12 protein-coding genes and 2 pseudogenes are annotated in these 21,101 nt (G+C 58.3%); 6 read left to right on the top strand and 8 right to left on the bottom strand.

All coding sequences use genetic code 11. The features are described from left to right. Positions 1-107: 107 nt before the first annotated feature. Positions 108-842 (top strand): hypothetical protein, encoded by a 735-nt coding sequence (locus IQ265_RS21895; protein ID WP_194057493.1) that lies wholly within the window; start codon positions 108-110, stop codon positions 840-842. Here the strand turns inward: IQ265_RS21895 and IQ265_RS21900 are convergent. Together IQ265_RS21900 and IQ265_RS21905 are read right to left on the bottom strand one after the other, a co-directional pair. After that, positions 839-1,363 (bottom strand): pentapeptide repeat-containing protein, encoded by a 525-nt coding sequence (locus tag IQ265_RS21900; protein WP_194057495.1) that lies wholly within the window; start codon positions 1,361-1,363, stop codon positions 839-841. The genes IQ265_RS21895 and IQ265_RS21900 overlap by 4 nt on opposite strands. 140 nt (positions 1,364-1,503) lie before the next feature. After that, positions 1,504-1,848: a hypothetical protein gene (locus tag IQ265_RS21905; protein ID WP_228038276.1), complete on the bottom strand. Its 345-nt coding sequence runs from the start codon at positions 1,846-1,848 to the stop codon at positions 1,504-1,506. Between the two features lie 241 nt (positions 1,849-2,089). Here IQ265_RS21905 and IQ265_RS28900 point away from each other — a divergent pair. Together IQ265_RS28900 and IQ265_RS21910 are read left to right on the top strand one after the other, a co-directional pair. Beyond that, positions 2,090-2,377: pseudogene (locus IQ265_RS28900) on the top strand (antibiotic biosynthesis monooxygenase); the annotation flags it as partial. Positions 2,378-2,422: 45 nt separating this feature from the next. Then, a pseudogene (locus IQ265_RS21910) lies at positions 2,423-2,917 on the top strand (GNAT family N-acetyltransferase); the annotation flags it as partial. Between the two features lie 25 nt (positions 2,918-2,942). Here IQ265_RS21910 and IQ265_RS21915 read toward each other — a convergent pair. Further along, positions 2,943-4,415 carry an FAD-linked oxidase C-terminal domain-containing protein gene (locus IQ265_RS21915; protein WP_194057499.1) on the bottom strand — a complete coding sequence of 491 codons (1,473 nt, stop codon included), beginning with the start codon at positions 4,413-4,415 and terminating at the stop codon, positions 2,943-2,945. Between the two features lie 314 nt (positions 4,416-4,729). On the opposite strand from IQ265_RS21915, the gene IQ265_RS21920 reads away from it, so the two are divergent. Both IQ265_RS21920 and IQ265_RS21925 read left to right on the top strand, forming a co-directional pair. Further along, complete coding sequence (locus IQ265_RS21920; RefSeq protein WP_194057501.1) at positions 4,730-6,472, top strand: alpha-glucosidase; 1,743 nt, start codon at positions 4,730-4,732, stop codon at positions 6,470-6,472. A gap of 256 nt (positions 6,473-6,728) precedes the next feature. Next, positions 6,729-8,375 (top strand): alpha-glucosidase family protein, encoded by a 1,647-nt coding sequence (locus IQ265_RS21925; RefSeq protein WP_194057503.1) that lies wholly within the window; start codon positions 6,729-6,731, stop codon positions 8,373-8,375. A gap of 144 nt (positions 8,376-8,519) precedes the next feature. On the opposite strand, the gene IQ265_RS21930 is transcribed toward IQ265_RS21925, so the two are convergent. The 5 genes from IQ265_RS21930 to IQ265_RS21950 all read right to left on the bottom strand — a co-directional run bounded on the left by IQ265_RS21930 (position 8,520) and on the right by IQ265_RS21950 (position 18,441). Beyond that, entirely contained in the window at positions 8,520-13,130 is a 4,611-nt protein-coding gene (locus IQ265_RS21930; RefSeq protein ID WP_194057505.1) for a hybrid sensor histidine kinase/response regulator, read from the bottom strand. Between the two features lie 63 nt (positions 13,131-13,193). Continuing rightward, on the bottom strand, positions 13,194-15,842 hold the full coding sequence (locus IQ265_RS21935; RefSeq protein ID WP_194057507.1) for a methyl-accepting chemotaxis protein: 2,649 nt from the start codon (positions 15,840-15,842) through the stop codon (positions 13,194-13,196). Positions 15,843-15,893: 51 nt separating this feature from the next. After that, entirely contained in the window at positions 15,894-16,424 is a 531-nt protein-coding gene (locus tag IQ265_RS21940) for a chemotaxis protein CheW (protein ID WP_194057509.1), read from the bottom strand. 108 nt (positions 16,425-16,532) lie between these two features. Beyond that, a complete protein-coding gene (locus IQ265_RS21945) occupies positions 16,533-16,898 on the bottom strand; it encodes a response regulator (protein WP_194057511.1) in 366 nt (121 codons plus the stop codon). 268 nt (positions 16,899-17,166) lie between these two features. Then, positions 17,167-18,441, bottom strand: coding sequence for a response regulator (locus IQ265_RS21950; protein WP_194057513.1), 1,275 nt, complete (start codon positions 18,439-18,441; stop codon positions 17,167-17,169). 885 nt (positions 18,442-19,326) lie between these two features. On the opposite strand from IQ265_RS21950, the gene hmpF reads away from it, so the two are divergent. Next, positions 19,327-21,078: a pilus motility taxis protein HmpF gene (hmpF, locus tag IQ265_RS21955; protein ID WP_194057514.1), complete on the top strand. Its 1,752-nt coding sequence runs from the start codon at positions 19,327-19,329 to the stop codon at positions 21,076-21,078. Positions 21,079-21,101 lie beyond the last annotated feature (23 nt).

Raw genomic sequence — 21,101 nt, forward strand, 5'->3', positions numbered from 1 at the left:
AGACTGCGGTTTTCTGTGTGGAGTTGGCCAAGGCATTCTTGTGCGATCGGTGGTGAGGGTGGGGCTGTGGTTGTATGGGGTACAGCAACCTTCCCCAACCTTCGGCAATGACTATTTCACGATTAAAGAAAACGGGTCTGCTGCTGGTGCTCGCGCTGGTGGCCTGTGTAGGGTGCCAAGCTACTACCCTATTGCCCTTATCCCCACCTGTGGCAGAGGCCACAACCCTTACCCTTGAGGCCAAGGCCCTAGGGGCTGGCGAGTTTGCCCTAACTGGCATCACCAACCTGCCTGACAACACGCAGCTAACCGCGATCGCCCTGCGCTACCTTGACCCTCAGCGGGCCACCCCTGACGATAAACCGCTCTATTCAGTGCTTGACTACCGGCCTGTTACCGTTGCCAATGGTCAGTGGTCAACCCAGCTTAACCTCTGGCAGGTAGCTGCTGATGGTCGCTATCAAGAACCCTGGCAGGCCGAGGCCGCCGCGCTGAAGCTGGCGGTACAGCCTAGCGACACCGTGCAGTTTGCGATCGCGCTGGCTCCCCACCATTTGGGGGCGGCCCTGAGCAGCAAGATGGCTCAAGCGGGGCCACAGCGCCTAGCTCAGGTGCTGCGAGTCACCCCTGCTGGAGAGCCTTTTTTGTGGGCTGACCAGGCTCTGGCGGTAGGGCTACCCAGCGGAAAAACCTCGCCCCCGGCTGATCTGGTGGCTCGTACCAATGGCGGCTGGGGCGATCGCTACCTGCTGGTGCCCGAGCCACCCCTGCCCTATACCCTGACGCCTGTGGATGAGCGCCAAACGACCGCCCCCCTAACGCCAGCGGAACTGCTGCGCTAAACAAAAATGCATTCCGAATCGCGGATAGTGCCGTCGGGCATGATGGTTTGGCAGAATTTAGCGCCAGTCAGGTTGGCTTTGGTCAGCTTGGCCCCAGTCAAATTGGTATAGCGCAGATTCGCCCAGTAGAGGTTGGCGTGGGCCAGGTCGGCCTGGGTCAGGTTGGCTCCTTCTAAATTGGCGTGGCTAAAGTCGGTACGCTCAAGACAACTATCGCGCAGGTCGGCATTGACGAGCGTGGCGCGGTGACAGTGGGCCTTGCGCAGATCGGCCTCGCGCAGCACGGCGTGGGCCAAAGACGCCCCGCGCAGATCGGCATGGGCCATGGTGATCTGGTAGCCATCAATATGGGTGAGGTCGGCCTGATGCAGGTTGGCCCGGCTCAGGTTGGCCCGGCGTAGATCGGCCTCAACCAGGTGGGCCGTCGCCAAGTTTATGCCCTGTAAATCTAGCCCGTGCAGGTCGCGAGCACCCGCCTGGTAGTAGCGATCGATCAGCTGACTTAGGGTAGCTGGGGTCATTGCTGTAATGCCCTCAAAATAACGCTAAAAAAAGAAGTCCCCAAAAACAATGGGGGTGGCCGTTACGCCTACCCCCATTGTCGCGCTGCGATCGCGCCAGTGCATCAAGCATTACAAGAATGCTACATTCCCAGCTTGGGCTAGACTTGCCCAACGCCTTTGCTGCGTTCGTCAGACTTGCTGGTAAGTTTGCCCGTTTCGTCGGTCTGGTTAGCTGCGTGCAGATCGGCCTGCCGCTGCGCTTTTTTGGCTTCCTCCTCTTCGCGCAGGTCACCGGGCTCATTGATGTACATTTCAGGCTCAATGGGGTAATTATTGGCCAAACCTTCCTTATCTACGGTCTGGCCGCCGCTGGTGTCGATAGACTTGTCAGACTCGTCACGCACCTGCTTGTAGCCCGCGCCCTCGCGCTCTTTGCGGGCAGCGGTTTCGGCTGGAATAATGTGGGGATCGTAGTTGTCGCTTTCAGCTCTGGGGTTAGACATTAAAGCCTCCATTCGAGAGAGTAGTTCGGCGATTTGAGTAAGCTAAGTTTTGGGTTTACTCTACTGTCGCTAATGCAACCCTAGAGCGATACCCCACCCATTTGTATCTACCTCGGGAGTGAGCCATTTTCTATGACCTTAGAAGGAGGAGACCAGATTACATTTTTTGGCGCAGAAGGTAAATTTTTCTGTGAAGCGCAGCGCTGAAAATAAATCTTTTCTATTAAATTGAAGGATTTTTGTGATATTAGAAATTGCCTTTCTAACGATTAAACCTGGCACTCAAGTAGCCTTTGAGGCGGCCTTCCATACAGCATCCAGTATCATTTCGGCCATGCCAGGATACTATTCGCATGAATTGCAGCGCTGTATCGAAACTCAAAATCAGTATGTGCTGCTGGTGCGTTGGCAAACCCTAGAAGACCATACCGTTGGCTTTCGCCAGTCGCCCGAGTATCAAACCTGGCGATCGCTGCTGCACCATTTCTATGATCCGTTTCCCACCGTTGAGCATTACGAATCGGTTTTAAGCCATGAAAATTTTCCCAATCTTGAAACTCCGCGCCTGTGGCTACGTCAGGCAACCGCGGCCGATGCCGAAGCCATTTTTCTGCTCTTCTCAGACCCTCAGGTCACGCAGTTTCACGACCTCGATACCTTCACTCATCTCGACCAGGCACAGGCGGTAATTGAGCGCCGCAAAATGGGCTTTGAGAGCGATCGCGGTATTCGCTGGGCGATCGCCCTCAAACCGCACAACACGCTCATTGGCTCCTGTGGATTTACCTGGGGCAGGGCCGCCCATCAGGCAGAGGTGGGCTACGAGCTGGCCCGTGAATTTTGGCGGCAAGGCATTATGACAGAGGCGTTAAGCGCCATCCTGGGCTACGGTTTTGAGATGAAAAACCTGCACTGCATTCTTGCAGAGGTCATGGTTGACAACCTGGCGTCTAAACAGCTGCTCAAAAAACTAGGGTTTCAGAGCCAGGGAGTATTGAAAGAACGCGGCTTCTGGAAGGGAAAACACCACGATTTAGAACAGTTTGTATTGAGTAATCCAAAGCCTTAGAGCCAGAGCACCCAAGCGGCTGCTCCTAAAATCGCTCTGCATCAGGGAAGGCCGCTGCCGCCACGCTGCGAGCCGCTTCGCCACAGGTGCGGGGGGTGGGCAGCAGCTTGGTAGGGTTCGCCAGTAGCTCCGGGTCAAAGGCCTGCCGCACCCAGCCCATTGTTTCCAGGTCGGTGGGCGAAAACATGTCGGGCATGTAGCAGCGTTTGTCAGCCCCAATGCCGTGCTCGCCCGAAATGCTGCCCCCCACCCGCACGCACAGCTTGAGAATATCGCCGCCCAGTTCTTCTACCTGTTCGAGCTGGCCGGGGATGGCGTTGTTGTAGAGAATCAGCGGGTGCAGGTTGCCGTCGCCCGCATGGAACACGTTGGCCACCCGGTAGCCGTGCCTGTCGCCCAGCGCCTCGATCTCCCCTAGCACGTAGGGCAGCTGGGTGCGCGGAATCACGCCATCCTGCACATAGTAGTCGGGGCTGAGTTTACCCATGGCGGCAAAGGCGGCCTTGCGGCCCTTCCACAGTCGCAGGCGCTCCTCGGGGTCGCTGGCCACGGTCATAGTGCGCGCGCCGTTTTGGCGGCAGAGCTCGGCAATGCGATCGCCCGTTGCCGCCACTTCCGCCGGTAGCCCGTCGATCTCAATCAGCAAAATTGCCGCCGCATCGCGGGGGTAGCAGTTGGTGGCCACCACGTCCTCCACGGCGTTGAGGCTAAAGTTATCCATCATCTCCATGCCAGCCGGGATGATGCCCGCACTGGTAATGGCCGACACGGCTTCCCCTGCCGCCTCAACGGAGGTAAAATCGGCCAGCAGCACCTGGATTGACTGGGGCGCTTTGAGAATGCGCAGGGTAATTTCGGTGGCGATGCCCAGGGTGCCCTCAGAGCCCACAAACAGGCCGCAGAGGTCGTAGCCAGGGGTTTCGGCCACCTCGCCGCCGATATCGACAATGTCGCCGTTGGGCAGCACCACCTTCAGCCCCAGCACGTGATTGGTGGTTACCCCGTACTTGAGGCAGTGCACCCCGCCGGAGTTTTCGGCCACGTTGCCGCCCACCGAGCACACCGACTGGCTGGAGGGATCGGGGGCGTAGTAAAAGCCCGCGCCGCTGACCGCCTGGGTGACCCAGTTGTTGATCACCCCTGGCTGCACCACTACCCGCTGATTGTCAAAGTCAACCGAGAGAATTTGGTTGAGGGTAGCGGTGACAATCAGCACCGAGTCTGCGATCGGCAGCGCGCCGCCCGAGAGCCCAGTGCCAGCGCCACGGGCTACAAAGGGCACCTGAAAGCGATCGCAAATTTTTACCGCCGCCGCCACCTGCTCGGTGGTTTTGGGCAGCACCACCACGGCAGGCCGCTGGCGATAGCTGGTCAGCCCGTCGCACTCGTACACCAAAATTTCTTCTTTGCGCCGCACTACGCGATCGCTGCCCAGGGCCTTGGTAAAGGCGTCAATAATCGGTGCCCAGTCAATGCGCGATCGCTCCGCTACGGTCATAGCCCACACTGGTTAAGATACCTACGATCCTACCCTGAAAGGTCGGTCTCTAGGGGCGATCGCTCAGGCTGCCACCGTAGCAGTATCCCACTGTGTCAAAGGGTTGAGCCCGCTGTCATTCCCCTCATCCGAAAGATTTCTCTTCTCTCCTCTGGCGGATACTTTTCTAAAGCCCGCTGTTGAGAATAAGGGAACTCCGTGCTGACGGCACAGCGCTCTACCCGTTGTCGATTCATTGCCAGTTTCGCTTCATTTTCAGGTCGCGTCCCTCCGGCACTTGATATGCACAAAGACGCCAAGGAATTATTTTGCTTATGCAAACCATCGAGTGGTGGCAAAACGCCGTTATTTATCAAATTGTGCCCTGGAGCTTTTTAGACACCGATGGCGACGGTCGCGGCAACCTCAACGGCATTATTAACAAGCTTGACTACATCTCTGCCCTGGGAGTAGACGCCATTTGGCTTACCCCCATCTACGAGTCGCCCATGGATGACCTGGGCTACGACATCACCGATATGCTCGACATTGACCCGGTAATCGGTGATCTGGCCGTGTTTGACAAGCTGCTGGCCCTCACCCACGCGCGCGGGCTGCGGATGATTGTGGATCAGGTCTGGGGCCATACCTCAGATCGCCACTTCTGGTTTTTAGAAAGCAGCCAGGACCGCGACAACCCCAAAGCCGACTGGTACGTCTGGGCCGACCCCAAGCCCGACGGCTCACCGCCCAACAACTGGCTGTCAGCCTTTAACGGCGACTCGGCCTGGGCCTGGGAACCCAAGCGCGAGCAGTACTACTTATTTCACTTTTTGCGCAGCCAGCCCAAGCTCAACTGGAGCAACCCTGAGGTAGTGGAGGCCATTTTAGAGCGGGGCAAGTTTTGGCTCGATCGCGGCGTCGATGGCTTTCGCATCGACGCGCCCAACTTCTTTCTGCACGATCCTGAGCTGCGGGACGAACGAGTACGTGCGGAAGATGCGCCCTGTCCGGATGGCATCGACCCCAAAAACCCGATGGCCAAACTGATGTTTGAGAACAGCTTTTGTCGGCCCGAGGCGCTAGACGTTCTCAAACCAGTGCGCGAACTGATCGACCAGTACCCCAGCACCGTTACCCTGGCCGAGGTTACCCTCTGCGAAGACTCAATTCATCTGTCAAGCGAGTATGTCAAGGGCAAGCACCGGGCCCATTTAGCCTATAACAGCGCCCTGCTGGTCGATGAACCCATCAGTGCCGACCTAATGCGCTCTACCCTAGAGAAAGTCGAAAAGTACTTTCAGGGCGGTGGCAACTGCTGGATGGTTGGCAACCACGACTATGGTCGCCTGCGCAGCCGCTGGGCGGGGCACGACAGCGAGGGCACGCCCTACCCCGAAACCTTTTACCACCAGATGGCGGCAATGTTGGTAGCTATGCCCGGTGCCCTCTGCCTTTACCAGGGCGACGAACTGGGCCTCAGCGAAGCCCGCATTCCTGAAGACATCCCTGAAAGCCAAATTCAAGATCCCTTTGGCAAGGCCCTCTACCCCGATGTGGTGGGGCGCGATGGCTCTCGCACGCCCATGCCCTGGCAAGCCACCGCCATAAGTGCTGGCTTTTCTAGCCACGCCGATACCTGGCTGCCCGTTCCCGACAGCCACAGACCAAGGGCGGTAGACGCCCAGAACGAAGACCCCAGCTCGTTGCTCAACGCCTGGCGACGACTGCTGCACTGGCGTCGGCAGCAGCCAGCCCTAATGCAGGGCGACTGCCAAATCCTCAACACCGAGGCTCCGCTGTTCGCCTTCATTCGCGAAGCGCCCCAGCAGCGGCTGTTGTGTATCTTTAACCTGAGTTCCGAGACCGCCCACTTCAACCTGCCCGACGAAATGCTGCCCTGCGTAACCACATCGGGAGTCGCTGAGGCGGCTAAGCGCAACGGCGACATGCTGCGCCTGCGAGGCTACGGCTATTTCTTTGGCAACTTGCAGCCCAGCGCCCCGCCGGCCAATAGCAGCACCGCCAAAGATGTGCTGGAAGAAAAAGCAGGACAGGTCAGTGCCGATCGGCCCTAGGTAAACCGTGTAACCCAGTTTGCTAACGGTTTTATACCGAATTCTATAGGGTGACACCCGGTTTGTACGGGTATTGCGCCTCTGCGAGATCCCTATTTTGAATCAAGGTTTCTCAATGCGGATTTCGTCTTAGGCCGTTAGCTGGGCAGGTTTTCAAAACGTCGTTTGCTGCAATTTGCCTGGTTTTGCGGTGATTTGCTGCTTACTGGCCCGGTTTTGTTGTTAGAACGTTTTTGTTGTTAAAAACTCTGATTCCATGCCTTCTCAGCCCGACTGGTGGCGCAGTGCCGTCATTTACCAGATCTACCCTCGCAGCTTTGCGGACGGCAACGGCGACGGCATTGGCGATCTGCCCGGCATTTTGAACCATATTGACTATGTCGCTAGCCTCAACGTTGACGCCCTCTGGATTTCGCCCTTTTTTAAGTCGCCGATGCGAGATTTCGGCTACGACATTTCCGACTATCGGGCTGTAGACCCTATCTTTGGCACCCTGGATGACTTCAAAGCGGTGCTGAAGGTCGCCCACGATCGCAGTCTCCGCGTGCTAATTGACCAGGTGTGGAACCATACCTCCGACCAGCATCCCTGGTTTGAGGAAAGCCGCGCCAGCCGCGACAACGCCAGGGCCGACTGGTACGTCTGGGCCGACCCCAAGCCCGATGGCACAGCGCCCAACAACTGGCTCTCCACCTTTGGCGGTAGCGCCTGGGCCTGGGAACCCCAGCGACAGCAGTACTACCTGCACAACTTTTTAGACAGTCAGCCCGACCTTAACTGGTACAACCCCGCAGTGGTAGCGGCCATTCTAGACACGGCCCAGTTTTGGCTAGAGCTGGGCGTCGATGGCTTTCGCCTGGATGTGGTCAATTTCTTTACCCACGATCGCAGCCTCCGCGACAACCCCCTGCGGCCTGCCGAGCTGCCCCGTCCGGCGGGGGCATCGGCGACGGATCCGTTCTTCGCTCAGCTCAACCTGCACAACCTCGATCAGCCCTCTACCCTGGATCTGCTCAAGCCGATTCGGCAGCTGCTCGATCGCTATGGCGCGATCGCCCTGGCCGAAATTAGCAGTACCGAAGATGCCCTGCTCACCTCCAGCGCCTACGTCAGCGGTTCAGATCGGCTGCACACCGCCTACAACTCCTCGCTGATGACCGATGAACCCCTGACGGTGCAGCGGCTGACCGGGTTAATTCAGCGGGTCGAGTCGCTCTTTACCGACGGAGTAATCTGCTGGACGGCGGGCACCCACGACTTTCCCCGGCTCAAAAGCCGATGGAGCAAGTACCAGCCCAGCGAAACCTTTTTGCAGGACGCCTTCGACCACATGTTTGCCGCCCTGATGGTCTCGCTGCGGGGCTGCTGCTGCCTCTACCAGGGCGACGAGCTGGGGCTGACCCAAGCCGAAATCCCCTACGAAAAGATGCAGGATCCGTTTGGGCTGCAGGGCTATCCCCACGTGCTGGGTCGCGATGGCTCGCGCACCCCCATGCCCTGGCGCAAAGATGCCCCTGCCGCTGGCTTCACCGAGGCAGCAGAGCCCTGGTTGCCGATTCCCGCCGATCATCGCCTCTACGCGGTCGATGTGCAGGAGGCCGACTCTACCTCGCTGCTGCAAAAGTACCGCCGACTGATTCGGTGGCGCAACGAGCAGCCCGCTCTCCGACAGGGCGACCTGACGCTACTGAATCTCGCCGATGATCACCTGCTGGGGTTTGTGCGGACCTGCGACTCGCAGCGGCTGCTCTGTCTGTTTAACCTCAGCCCGGCCACGGTCTACTGCGATCGCGCCGAAATTCCCCCCTGCGAACCCACCGAAGCGATGGGCGTCAGCGATCGCAGCTACCACGACATTCTGGAGCTACCGCCCTTTGGCTTTTACTTTGCCAACTTGATCTGATTTTGCGATCTGATTTTGCGGCCCTTCCGCTTGACGTTGTGGCCTAAGGGTTCACGGTGCAAGGTATGCGGTCCAAGGGCGGTCGTGAACCCTGGACTTGATACCGTGAACCCACTGCCCCGGCATTGTTTGGTTGACTCAGGGCTAGGAGGCAGGTTCTTCGGTTCTATGCCGAATCATATTCTCCCCTTCTAGCATGCGTCTGGCCGCATCCAGCAGCATTTCCTCCAGGTAGGGCTTGGTGAAGTAGCCCTTGGCCCCCAGGTCGACCGCCATCTGCCGGTGGCGATCGGCCCCCCGCGAGGTCAGCATCGCGGTCGGAATCTGGCTTAGGGCACCGTCCTTCTGCATGCGTGAGAGCAGTTCCAGGCCATCCATGCGGGGCATTTCAATATCGCAGAAGACCAGGTCACAGGGCAGGCCAGAGCGCAGTTTTTCCCAGGCTTCCTGACCGTCGCGGGCCTGCTCGACCCGGTAGCCCACCTTGTTAAAGCTCATCGACAGTAGCTCACGCACCGTAATCGAGTCATCTACAATCAGCACCGTCGGATCGGTGTGAGCGACAACCTCAACTGGCTCTTCATCCACCGTCTGGGTCCACAGCGAGGTCGACGCATCGCGGCGCAGGCGACCGCTGGCCAGATCGATCAGCTCTAGCACGTCGGCGATGGGCATGACTCGTCCATCGCCCAGCACCGTAGCCCCGGCAATGCCAATAGGCTTGGGTACTGGCCCTTCTAGCTGCTTAATCACAATTTCCTGCTCGCCAATCACCTGGTCGACCTGTAGCGCAATGAACGTACTGGCGCTGCGCAGCACCACCATAGAGACCACGTCTTCGTCTTGGGGGCCGCCGTAGACCCGGCCCCGACCCAGGCTGCGGTTAAAGCGCAGCAGCTCGCCCAGAGGCCGGAAAGGCAGCAGCGTGTCGCGCCAGAGAATGCAGGAATGCCCCTGGTCATCGGTTTGAATCCGCTCCTTGGGCACGTCAAACATATCCTCCACCCCGTCCATTGGGAAGGCGATGCGAGCCTGGTTGTTAACGCAGCTGAGCGCCTTGGTAATGCTCAAGGTGAGGGGTAAGCGAATGGTAAAACTGGTGCCCTTGCCTACCTCAGACTCGATGGTGATCGAGCCGCGAATGTCGGAGAGCGCAGTGCGTACCACATCCATGCCCACGCCCCGCCCAGAGAAGTCGTCGGCCTGATCGCGAGTGCTAAAGCCCGGCAAAAACAGCAGGTCGTAGACCTCGATCTCGGTCATGGTCTGGGCTTCGGCGGGGGTAATTAACCCCTGCTTGAGCGCCTTGGCCTTGACCACCGCCGGGTTGATGCCGCCGCCATTGTCGGCAATGTAGATCACGGTCTGGTTGCCCTGGTAGAAAGCCCGCACGGTGATGGTGCCTTCCCTGGGCTTACCGGTGGCCATGCGCTCCTCCGGCGTTTCAATGCCGTGGGTAATGGCGTTGTTGACCAGGTGGGTCATGGGGTCGTAGAGCCGCTCCAGGATCATTTTGTCGATCAAGGTGTCGCGCCCTTCGACCACCAGCTGAGCCTCTTTGCCGCACTGGAGCGAGATGTCGCGCACCGCTCGGGGCAGGCGATCGGCGGTTTGACCAAAGGGCACCATGCGGGCCTTATTGAGCCCCTCCTGCAGTTGGGTAGTCACCTGGCGAAACTGGCGGGCGATCTGATCAGTAGAGTCGATGGTGAACTCAATGTCGGATGAAGCCTCCCGCACCCGCACGATCAGCTCGATCATCTCCTGAGAGAGGGTGTGGAAGCCGGTGAAGCGGTCCATCTCCAGGGCGTCGAAGGTAGCCCCGGTGGCGTGTCCGCCCCCCCGATCGGAGGAGGAAACCCCCAGGGCAAAGGCCTGGCGGTTGGCGATCAGGGAGCTTTCCAGCAGCGATCGCTCGTACAGGTCGCGCATGCGCTGACCCACATCGTTGAGCTGCGATACCTGATTCAGCAGGTTGTCGAGAAACTGCCGCAGCCGCTCCTGGTCTTGCTCCAGGGAGTTACGGTTGACCACGAGTTCGCCCACCAGGTTGCTGAGGGTATCCAGGTGGCCCACCGAAACCCGCATGGTTTGATCGGTGGTGCTAGCGGCCCGTCGAGGCATGCGCCGCGCTGCCTGCGCCGAGGTGCGGCGGTTGCCCAAAGCCGGGGCCGACCCACCCAGCTGGTCGGCATCCTCTAAAAGCTTTTCAAGATCGCCAAACTCGTCATCACCGACATCAAAGGGGCGATCGCTGGCTGTTAGATCGGGCTGGCTCGGTTGAGTATCCGACCGGCCATTGCTGTCAGCCCTGTAATCAAGGGTCTCCTCTCCCAGCAGTGCTTCTAGGTCGTCAAAGTCGGTGTCATCAAAGCCTTGACTGGCTGTTACAGGGGCGGTGCCCAAGGGCGCATCCCCATTGCGACTCTCCCCAACGGGCTCTTGCTCCAAATCGAGGCCTAGCCCAGGCTCTCCTAACTCCTGGTCCAGACTACTCCCCAGGGCACTAAAGGGATCGGTCTCTGTGCCTCCGTCGTCCAGCAGGCTGTCTAAATTGGCAAAGCTGTCCTCGTCGTTCGCTGAGCCGATTGCGCCAAGCTCAGAAACCCCACCGTCTACAGTGATGTCCTCTGCCTCATCTAGGGGGGCCGCAAAGCTTGTATCGGCCTGGGTCGCTGTCAACTCCGACTCTGGATCAGGGTTAAAGGGGGCATCAACGGCAAAATCAGAGACGTCGTCGTCAAAGCTAAATTCGTCAAAGGGGTCGGTGAAAGGATCGTCTAAATCAGCCTCGGATTCCCCAAACAGGTGGCCAAAATCAGCGTTTACCGGGCTAGCTGCAGCGCTATCAGAGAACGACAGTTCTGCGCCAGCATTGCCAAACAGTCCGTTACCGTCACTGGTGGCACCGTTGCTCGCGTTGTCGAGTTCGAGGTTTAGCTCAGGCATGGTGTGAGCATCGTCGTCCTCGATGAAGTCATCATCGGCAACGGCGTCGAAAAAGCTATCAACCTCATCGATAGCGGCGCTGGTGGCGACGGTGCCGTCTGAATCGTCGACTTTAAAGAAGTCGTCATCCAGAGGCATGGCGATCGCATCGGTGGTTGTCGGCGCAGGCCCGCTGTCGAGAAAGTCGGCGAGGGGGTCGGCGGCAGCGCTGACTTCTGTCGTACTGACCTCAGTAGCTACCGTGCTGGCAGTGGGGGCAGCAGTGGTGCCCAGTAGATCGGCAAAGGGATCACTGTCGTTGAGATCGCTGCCATCAAACCCGTCGTCGCTGGCATCATCATCGAACCAGAGGGCTGGGCTGCTCTCCTCAACGGTCGCGGGTTCGTCTACCAGCGGAGGCTCTGGCGCAGCAGATTCTGATGCGGTTGGTCCAGCGTCGAGGTCATACCCGAACAGGCTGGCCATATCGTCGAGGGCCTGACTGTCGGTAGCGGCATTAGCCTGAGCACCGCCATCGTCGCTGAGGAGATCGGCAAATTCTGTGTCTAAACCGTTGGATACATCGGCATCGTCGATGTCAAGGTCGTCCAGGGAGACCTCGCCTAGCTCGTCTTCTTCCCAAAGATCGGCCAGGCTGTCGGGGGCACTTTCAAACAGGTCGGCTAGGCTGTTGAGCTCGGCGGCCCCCACCTCAGGACCAGCTTGCCCGGATGGGGTCTGGGGCACAGCCGGTTCGGTGGGTAGGGGTGGCTCGATCGCACCAAAAACAGACTCCAGCCCGGTTTCTGTTATGTTATCGGCGGTGTCTAGGGCCAGGCCGTCGAGCCAACTCTCGGCATCGGCCACAGCTAGGTCATCGCTATTGATCTCTTCAGCCCCGGCGAACAGGTCGGCGAGATCAGGCTCATTAGAGTCGTCGTTGAGCGCTTCAGCCAGCAGGGCGTCGAGGGTAGAGTCGTCGTTAATTGGGTCAGGCTGAGCCACAGGAACGGGCAGAAGGGCCGTCAACGCCGCCGAGGCCCTCACGTCGATGGTTCCGCCCAGCACCTGGTCCTGGGCCTGCTTCAGGTCTTTAATCACCACCGGGGCCAGGGTGCGGTAGGTCTGCTCGGGGTTTGCGATCGCCCGCTCAACCGCCTGGGACAGGGCACACCACTGGGCCAGCTCAAACTGTTCGCCAATGCTGTACAGGCGCTGACAGAGCCGACCCAGCTCCTGGCGCGAGGCTTTGCCGTCCGGCTGCTTAAAGGTGGCCAGCATATCGCGCAGCAGAGCTGGAATGTCGCTGCGAAACACCAGCTGTAGCGCACTGGTTTCGGGATGGGCCGTGGCGGCCACTACGGCTGGGCGGGGAGCGGGTGCCGCTGGGGCCATAGCCGGTGCCGCTGCCACCAGCGCATCTAGGTGAGCTTCGGCCTGCACAAAAATCGGCTCCAGCGGGGCCATGATTTCCTTGGCCTGGTCATTGGTAAGGCCAAAGGGGCTTTGCAACTGCTCGAGCTGCTCCTGCAGCCCGTCAAAAATTTGCAACAGCATGGTCTCGAGGTCGCGATCGGGGCGCACGGGCGACTCTTTCATCACCTTAAAGAAGTCTTCCATACGGTGGCTGGTGCGCTGAATGCTGTTCAGCCCCAGCATGGCGGCCCCACCCTTGACCGAGTGAGCGGCCCGAAAAACCTCGTTCATCATCTCGGAGTCGTCGACGGTGGCCGCCAGATTGAGTAACCCCTGCTCGATAGTATTGAGGTGATCCTTGGCTTCTTCGATGAAATACCCCAAGATTCGTTTTTGATCTTCAGGCAGCATGTCGATTCCCCTATGAATGCTTTTCTACCTTGACTGGCTCACTCCCGTTGGGCTGAACTGCACCTAGCTATCCGATTTTTCCACCTTAAAGCGCTCCACCGAGGTCAGCAGATCGCGGGCAACCCCCACCAGGTTTTGCAGCGACCCTGACACCCGCTGGGCCTCCTGGGAGGTCTCCTGAGCGGTTAGTTCTACCGATTGCATGACCTGGGCCACCGCGCGCGAGGTTTCGGTTTGCTCCACCGTATCGGCGGTAATCGATCGCACCAGCACGTCAATACGGTTCGACACCTGAATAATGTCCTCCAGCGATCGCTTCGCCTGCTCGGCCAGGCGAGTACCCTCGATCACCTGCTGGGTGCCCTCTTCCATCGCGGTCATTACCCCGCCGGTCTCACTCTGAATTTGCAGCACGATCTGCTCAATTTCCTTGGATGCCTTGGCGGCGCGATCGGCAAGCTGTCGTACTTCATCCGCCACAATGGCGAAGCCGCGACCGGCCTCCCCAGCGCGGGCCGCCTCAATACTGGCGTTGAGGGCCAGCAGGTTGGTGCGGGAGGCAATCTGCGAAATCAACGCCACAATTTTGGAAATTTCTTGGGAAGACTCGGCCAGGCGCTTCACCTTGCGAGTGGTTTCCGCCACCGTTTCGCGAATCTCGAGAATGCCCGCTACAGTGCGCTCCACCGACTCACCCCCCTTGAGCGCGGTCGATGACGCCGTACGCGCCACTTCTTCCGCCTCGCGAGCGCTCTCGGCCACCCGCTGAATCGAGTCGGTCATCACCTGCACTGAGTTCAGCGTCACCGCCAGCTCCTCGGCCTGGCGTAGCGCGTCTGCTGACAGGCTACGAGCAAAAATCTCGTTTTCGGTTGAGCCCTTACTCACCTGGCGTGCCGCCACGCTCACCTGCTCCACAATCTCCCGCAGGTTTTGAATGGTGAGGTTAAACGAGTCGGCTACGGCCCCCAGCACGTCGGCGGTGACCTCGGCCTGCACGGTCAGGTCGCCTCTGGCCGCCCCTTCCACGTCGTCGAGTAGGCGAATTACCTGGCGCTGCAGGTCTTCCTTAGCCTGCTCTTGTTCCTGAGCTTTGCGCTGGGCCTCACTGGTTGTAGTTAAGATCACCCGCGACATTTTGTTGAAGCTGCTGGCCAAACGGCCAAACTCATCTTCGGTAAACACCGTTGCTCGGGCCGTCAAATTTCCCTTAATTACGGTGTCAAACTGGTGCTGCAGGTCGTCAACGCTGCGCCTAATCTGGCGATGGGCTAAATGCCCTGCTCCCAGGGCGGCACCAAACCCCGCTGCCCCTCCCGCCAGCGCCATGGCGGCGTGCACCACCTTGGGCATAGATCGCCCCGGTTGCAGGGTAGAGGCCGCAAAGTTAATCACGCCCACTGCTAGGGCTGAGGCCACCCCGGCAGCCACGGCCACCATCAGCTCTTTGGTCGGCAGGGGAGCATTATCTAAAAAGCCCAGCCAGTCCTGTTCGGTGGAAACCGCTTCGACATCGTGACTGTCGGTTTGGGTGAAGACAGGCAGGCTATCGGTGGCCCCAGCAATGCTGAAAATATCGTCATCGCTAATGATTGCCTGATCGTTGATATCGCTGAGATCAAAGGCCGAGGTACCGCTGCTGTAGCCGCTGTTGTCGTCGGTTGAAGTTAGCCCTGAGCTGCCTACCGACGGCGTGGTAAACCCGGCGGAGCTGTCTGACAGCTCAAAATCGGGCAGATTGCCCAGGTCGTCGAAATCACTAAATTCGTCTAGGAAGTCGACGTTACTGCTGGGTTGACCGCTGTCCTCTATCTCTGGCCTGTAGCCGTTGTCCACATAGACGTCATAGTCACCACCGAGGCTATCGCCAGCGGTGTCGAGGTCGTCATTGAGCAGGTCGGGTTCGGGGGCAAACACCGTCATATCATCACCGCCGTCATCAGCGGGAGGCCAGCCTGTATCTAGATCGGCGGCGGCTAGGCCAACGCTGCTGTAGGGGTCGCCGTAGCTCTCAGGTGTCGCCCCAAAGGGGTCGTCGGCGTCACTTACCTCCAAAGAATCAAACGAGGCGTCGTCATCAAAGGTAATGTCGTCGATATCGTCCTGGCTCTCTGACCAGCTGCTTCCCTTAGAATCAACCCCAAAACTAGGGCCGTTGTCGCCCGGGGCGATCGCAAAGGGGTCGTTGTTACTGAAGGGATCGGTGGCAAAGGGGTCGGCCAGGGCGCTGGCACCCGGGGCACCGGCTGCGATCGAGGCGGGCAGATCGTCCTCTAGACTCATATCCCCTAGATCTAGATGGCTGTCGGGCACGCCTGCCCCCGTTGCCCCAAGGCCGCTCTCTAAGTCCATAGATAGGGAGACCCCGGCCCCGGCATCAAAGAAGGTGTCTCCGGTATCGGTGCCGTAGCCAACGGACGCTTCGGACGCTTCGGAGGCAAACTGGTTGGCGTAGTCGAGGCCGTTGCTGGCGTAGTCGACATACTCTGGTTCAGAGGTCAGATCGAGCACCGCGCTGTACTGGGCGGCGGCCACTTCGTACCGCTGCAGGCCATAGCAATAGATGTGGCCCCGCAGCAGCAGCACGCTGGGGTCTTCGGGATAGTCGGCAGCCAGCTGATCGATTACGGCTGCAGCCTCTGGGTAGTTGCCCTGTACATAGGCTCTTTCTGCCTTTTGATAGGCTTGAGAGTAATCAATGCCTGAAGCCATGGTCTTCTCCTGCCGGTGCGAGTGTCCTAAGGGGGTAAGGATGAGCTAGGCCTAGGTAGCCCAGCGAGCTGAACGAATAACAGCAACGTGGTCGAGCAGTCTGAGGGTTTTATTTTCCTCAGTGTCGATAACCCATTCACCGCGCAAAAATGGTGCCATCGTATCCGGGCTACTGTCAGAAACCTGAGTTTTATCAGGGTTGAGCCAGCGGGTGCCGACAATTCGGTTAACGGCCAAGCCTAACATAGTTCCCTGATCTTCAATGGCGATGACCGAGATCTCAGGACGATCGGTGTTGAGCACCGATGAATACCCCAAAAATTGGCCCAGGTCGGCTACCCATACCACCCGCCCCTGCTCGTTTAGAGTGCCTAGCAGCAGGTGCGATACGTTGGGGATGGGCGTAATGCGATCGGGGGGCTGCTCAATAATGCGGCGAATGCCTGTAGCGGGCAGCGCAAACTCGTCTTCGGCGGTGACAAAAAAGCGCAAGAATAGCTCGCCATCGGGTGTTTCCAGCTCTTGAAGCTCTGGATCTTGGTCTTGCCCAGTCTGGGTGAGAAAATCAGGATTGCCTACCATAGCACCGTTATACGTTATCCCTCTCGTTGCCTGTCTCGTTGCGTAATGCCCTGTGGTCCAATGCCCTGCCGTCTAAATACCCCATATAAATATGAATAGGCCGCTGCACTATGCCCTGAGAAGCTGCTTGACCGTACCCACTAGCTCAGTGGGCTGAAACGGCTTAGCAATATAGGCGTCTGCTCCCTGTTTCATACCCCAGTAGCGATCGAACTCTTCACCCTTAGAAGAGCACATGACCACTGGCACATTTTGAGTAGAGGGATTGGCCTTAATGCGACGGCACAGCTCATAGCCATTCATACGGGGCATAACAATGTCGAGTACAACCATGTCGGGGCGGTGGCTCTGCATTTGCTCTAGGGCTTCCATGCCGTCGTTGGCAACGGTGACTTGGAGGCCAATGCCTCGTAGGAGCTCGGTAATCATTTCCCGCTGAGGGACGCTGTCTTCTACCACCAGAACTGTGCTCATAGGTTGGTTCAAAAGGCCTGCTGAATGGCCAGGGGTAAACCGGTAGCTAGAGGTTTAGCTACTACCGGTATCGGAGGCTTAGAGTGAAGGCTAACTGCGTCGTACGCGGCTTCTGAACCCTCCAAACCTGTGACTCTAAAGTACCCTCAAACGCAAAGGATGCTGTCGGTTTAGATAAATTAATCAATCTAGTTGTTTAGATTATGGCGAATCTGATCGGAATTGATGCAAAAACCCTGTTTAGACTAAGGAATGTTACTGGGTAATGCTACCGGGGCAGGGATGCTTGGCTGAAGTCGATGTCGAATTCATCTTCGATCGCTTCAGCCAGCAGCGTGTCGGGGCGAGGGCGGTTGAGGTCGCCAGGGCCAACGTACTTTTCAACGAGTGCCAGCAGTTCCCCAGGGCCAAAGGGTTTGGTGAGATAGTCGGTAGCCCCTACCATTCTGGCTTTGACCCGGTCTAAAAAGCCGTCTTTGCCCGTGAGCATGACGATGGGGGTTTGTCGAAAGGCGCTGGAGTGCCTGAGCATCGCGCACAGCTCGTAGCCGTCGAGCTCGGGCATGGTAATGTCGCAGAGAATCAGGTTGGGCTGCAGCTGAAACAACAACCCCAGGGCTTTAAGAGGGTTACCAATGGAGGTGGCCTCATAGCCATGACCATCGAGAATGCGCTCCACGGCCTGACGCACAGTGGCGCTGTCGTCTACGCAGACAATACGGGGCAGGCGATCGCGCCCTGGGCGCTGGGTGCTGGGTGCTGGGCCTACCTCAGCAGCGGTGTTGTACACCAGGCTAATCTGCCCCTGCTGAATAGCGGGAACCAGGCTGCGGGCCACGCTCAACAGGTCTCGGTTGAGGTAGCGGCCAATGCGCCGAATTGAGGTTTTGCCGTCCATCCAGGTGACCATGCGCTGGTAGACCTGATTGGATACGCTGGCGCGAAAGGCCTCAGGGGCCAATAGTACCGGGCACTGATCCGGCGATTGCAGGTGAGGGTGTAGCTGGTGCCAAGTTTGTATCTGTTGCGTCATGCCGGCCACCAGGTCGCTGATGGCGTGGGTCATGAGTTGGGGGCTAAGGGCTGAGCTGAGCTGAAATACAAAGGCACCGTGGTGCAGGCTGAGTAGGTCAAACAGCGTTTCGTGCACCATGTGGCTCAGAATGGTGCGGCCCTGGTCGGGAGTAATAACATGCTGCTCCAGAAGCGCCCACAGAGTACCGTATTCCAGGGAGTTAAAGGCGGCGATCGCTGCCGTGGTGCCGGGGTCGGGCAGTGAATGATCAATGCCGTAGCGGTGTAGATGGTCGCGCAGGCGATCGAGCTTGTTGTCAGTGGTACCCGCGTAAACTAGCTGCCCATTGGCCAAAAACACCAGCCACGAGGGTGGGTCGGGGATAGTTAGGGCCCCATCAAAGGGCTGACCCATGGGCTGACTGCTGCCGCTACCGTAGCTTTCTAGGTACAGCTCACCCGTGCGCTGCCCTAGCTCAATGAGCTGCAAAATGCTGCGAATATCAATTTCTGACAGATAACCCTGCATGAGGCAACCCAAAGATGGGAACGGCACCTGGCTGACCAGGTCATAGTGTGTGAGTTTGAAGTCAGCATGCCCTAATTGGAGACCCGCTCCTACCTTTGAGTCCTGCGAGTTTGGTTGGCACTCTGTGGCGATAGAGCCGGGAGCGGTAAATCGAGGGCAAACTCAGGTGTTGAGGCGCATTTGGTCGAGGCGCGTCGGCGTAACTAGGGGCAGAGCACGGACTGAGGCTATAGCTCACGATCTTGCTCCCTAGTATAGAGCGCTTTGCTGGGGATATTCCACCGGCAAGGTTCCGTGTCACCTGCTGATCTGCCGGATTTTTGGGCATTCTAGGGACAAGCGTGTGTCAGGGGTGCGGCCTGGTTAGAGTAGGTTGCTAGAACTTGCGGTTTTACCGGCCTAAAATTAGCTAAGATTCCTGTTAGCTTTGGCAGTAGCGCTGACATCCCCACCGAATATCCCTCAGGGTTGAAGGATGGGGGCGAGGGATGGGCGATCGCAGTTCACGATGGTTTGAGAGGTTGCCCTGTTTGGGTGATCTGGCTTTGGGGAAAAGGCTACGCTCTTGCTTGGGCTCAGACCGCTGGGTCTTGGGCTTTGCGGCAAGGGGGGCGGTAGGTTGAGAACTTCAGAGTAAGGCTAGGATGGGTAGCAGATTGGGGTGCAGGATCTCTGAGTAGAGTTCCGAACAGACCCAGACTAAGTTCATGGTGTATTACAACACATTAAACCGAGCCCTGAAGCGTTTACGTAGACAGGCAGCCCACTTCCTCTATCCAAAACTTACTCCTAATATTTTCCCCCATCTCTCTACTGAGTCTTTAAAATTACTGCATCAGATTTACTTTCCTAAAATCGACGTTCTAAGCCACGAGGACCACCAGCGTGCTGTACCTAGCAGAAGTCCAGAAAAAGACCGGGTTTATTGGCAGCGGCAAGCCCGAGTTTAAGCTGCTTGCCTGCCAGCGCAGTGAGCACAGCTGGAGTGCTGTAACCGGAGAAGAGTCTCTAACCGCCCCTGACGACGCCTCGTACAACGCTGGTGCGCTGGTGATGCTAGAAGTCAGCGGCAGTCGACAGATTCAGCGCCACTACGAAGCTGGGCGCACTCTGACTAGCATTCTGCAAAACTTCTCAAATCTGAGCAAAAAATCTAAGACTCAGGAAGAAGAAATTGAGCAGTGGAAGCAATCGCTGACCTTTCAAAGCCAGGAGCTAAACCGTCGCGAACTAGAGCTAGAGGCTCGTCAGGAGCAGGTCGAACAGGCCGAAGCCGACCTTGAACAACTCGATGCCCAGCGCCAGGAGCTGGAACAGCTGCGTCAGAGCCTGGAGCAGCAGCAGGAGGAACTCAGCCGTAAAAATACAGATCTAGAAGGGGCTTGGGCCCACCTGAATGGCGAGATGCGCCGTCTTGAGGAGCAGCGGGCCGAGGGTGGTGGCGCTGCGGGGCTAGACCCAGAACAGGTGGCTACCCTACAGGGTGCGCTCAACCGCCTAACTGAGGCGGTAATGCCCATAGAAGCCCTGCGCGACCCGCTCAACCACGCTACCGATGGGCTGAACTATCACCAGGGACTGCTGGGCGACTACCGACAGGCGCTCGAAAACCAGCGCCAGGGGCTAGAGCAGCGCCAGCAGGAGTTAGACCAGCAGGCCAGTCAGCTAGAGCAGCGCTGGGCCGACTGGCGTCAGGCCGAAACCAGTTTGATGGCCAAACGCGAGGATCTGAAGCTACGGCAGCAGGCGATAAAAAACCATCAAGATCAGATTCAGGCTTTGTCAGAGACGCTGCAAGCTCAGGCGAACCTGCACCAAAAAATCTACGACCTGCTCAACACCACCGACAAAGTACGGCTGAGCAAAAAGGTCGATGTGGCGGCCCTAGAGGCGATGGATCTCGACCAGCTTCAGGCCATGGTGGGCGATCTAGAAAAAGACCTGGAGAAAATGTCGCGGTTTGTCTCTGACCAGGAGGAAGAGCTAACTCTGGAGCAGCAGGCGATCGATGAGCTCAAGCTTAGAATTGAGCAGGCTAGTGAGTTTGACCGACTACAGCTAGAAACTGAGCTAGAGGAGGAGCAAGACCGTTCTCAAATGCTCAACGAAACCCTGGTGGGTCAGCGGCGCAACCTGCTTGAGCGCGAGGAAGTGCTGAGCCAGCATCAGGCTGTGCTGCGGCGGCGACAGGGCCTGACGGTAGAAGAAACGCCGGTTAGCGCCGTTGACCTGGAGCCACTGCTCAACACCATTGATGGTCAGCGGCAGCAGACCACCGACACGATTCAAGCGCTAGAGACTGAGGTGAAGCGGCTGCATGACGGCATTAGCCAGCTGAAGCGAGACATCGAAGCTACTGAGGCCGGATTGGCGAGCCAGCGCACTGAGGTGGAGGCTTTTGAGAGTGACCTGCGCCAGCAGCAGCGCGATTTGGCCGGTGTAATGGGCAAGCTAGCAGTCTGCGAGGAGTTGCTCAACCCCGCCCAGGAGAGCGTGAACGGGCTGCGACAGTCGTTGGATAACCTGGCTGGCGGAGTGACTAAACTTCAGGAAGTCAACGACTATCAGCTACAGGCGATCGCGGAGCTACGGCAAACGGTTGTGAGCGTAGGCGCACCTCAAATGGCGGCTTCCTGAGCCTGACGTAACCAACAATGCTA

The sequence above is a fragment of the Nodosilinea sp. LEGE 06152 genome, assembly GCF_015207525.1.
Taxonomy (GTDB): Bacteria; Cyanobacteriota; Cyanobacteriia; order Phormidesmidales; family Phormidesmidaceae; genus Nodosilinea.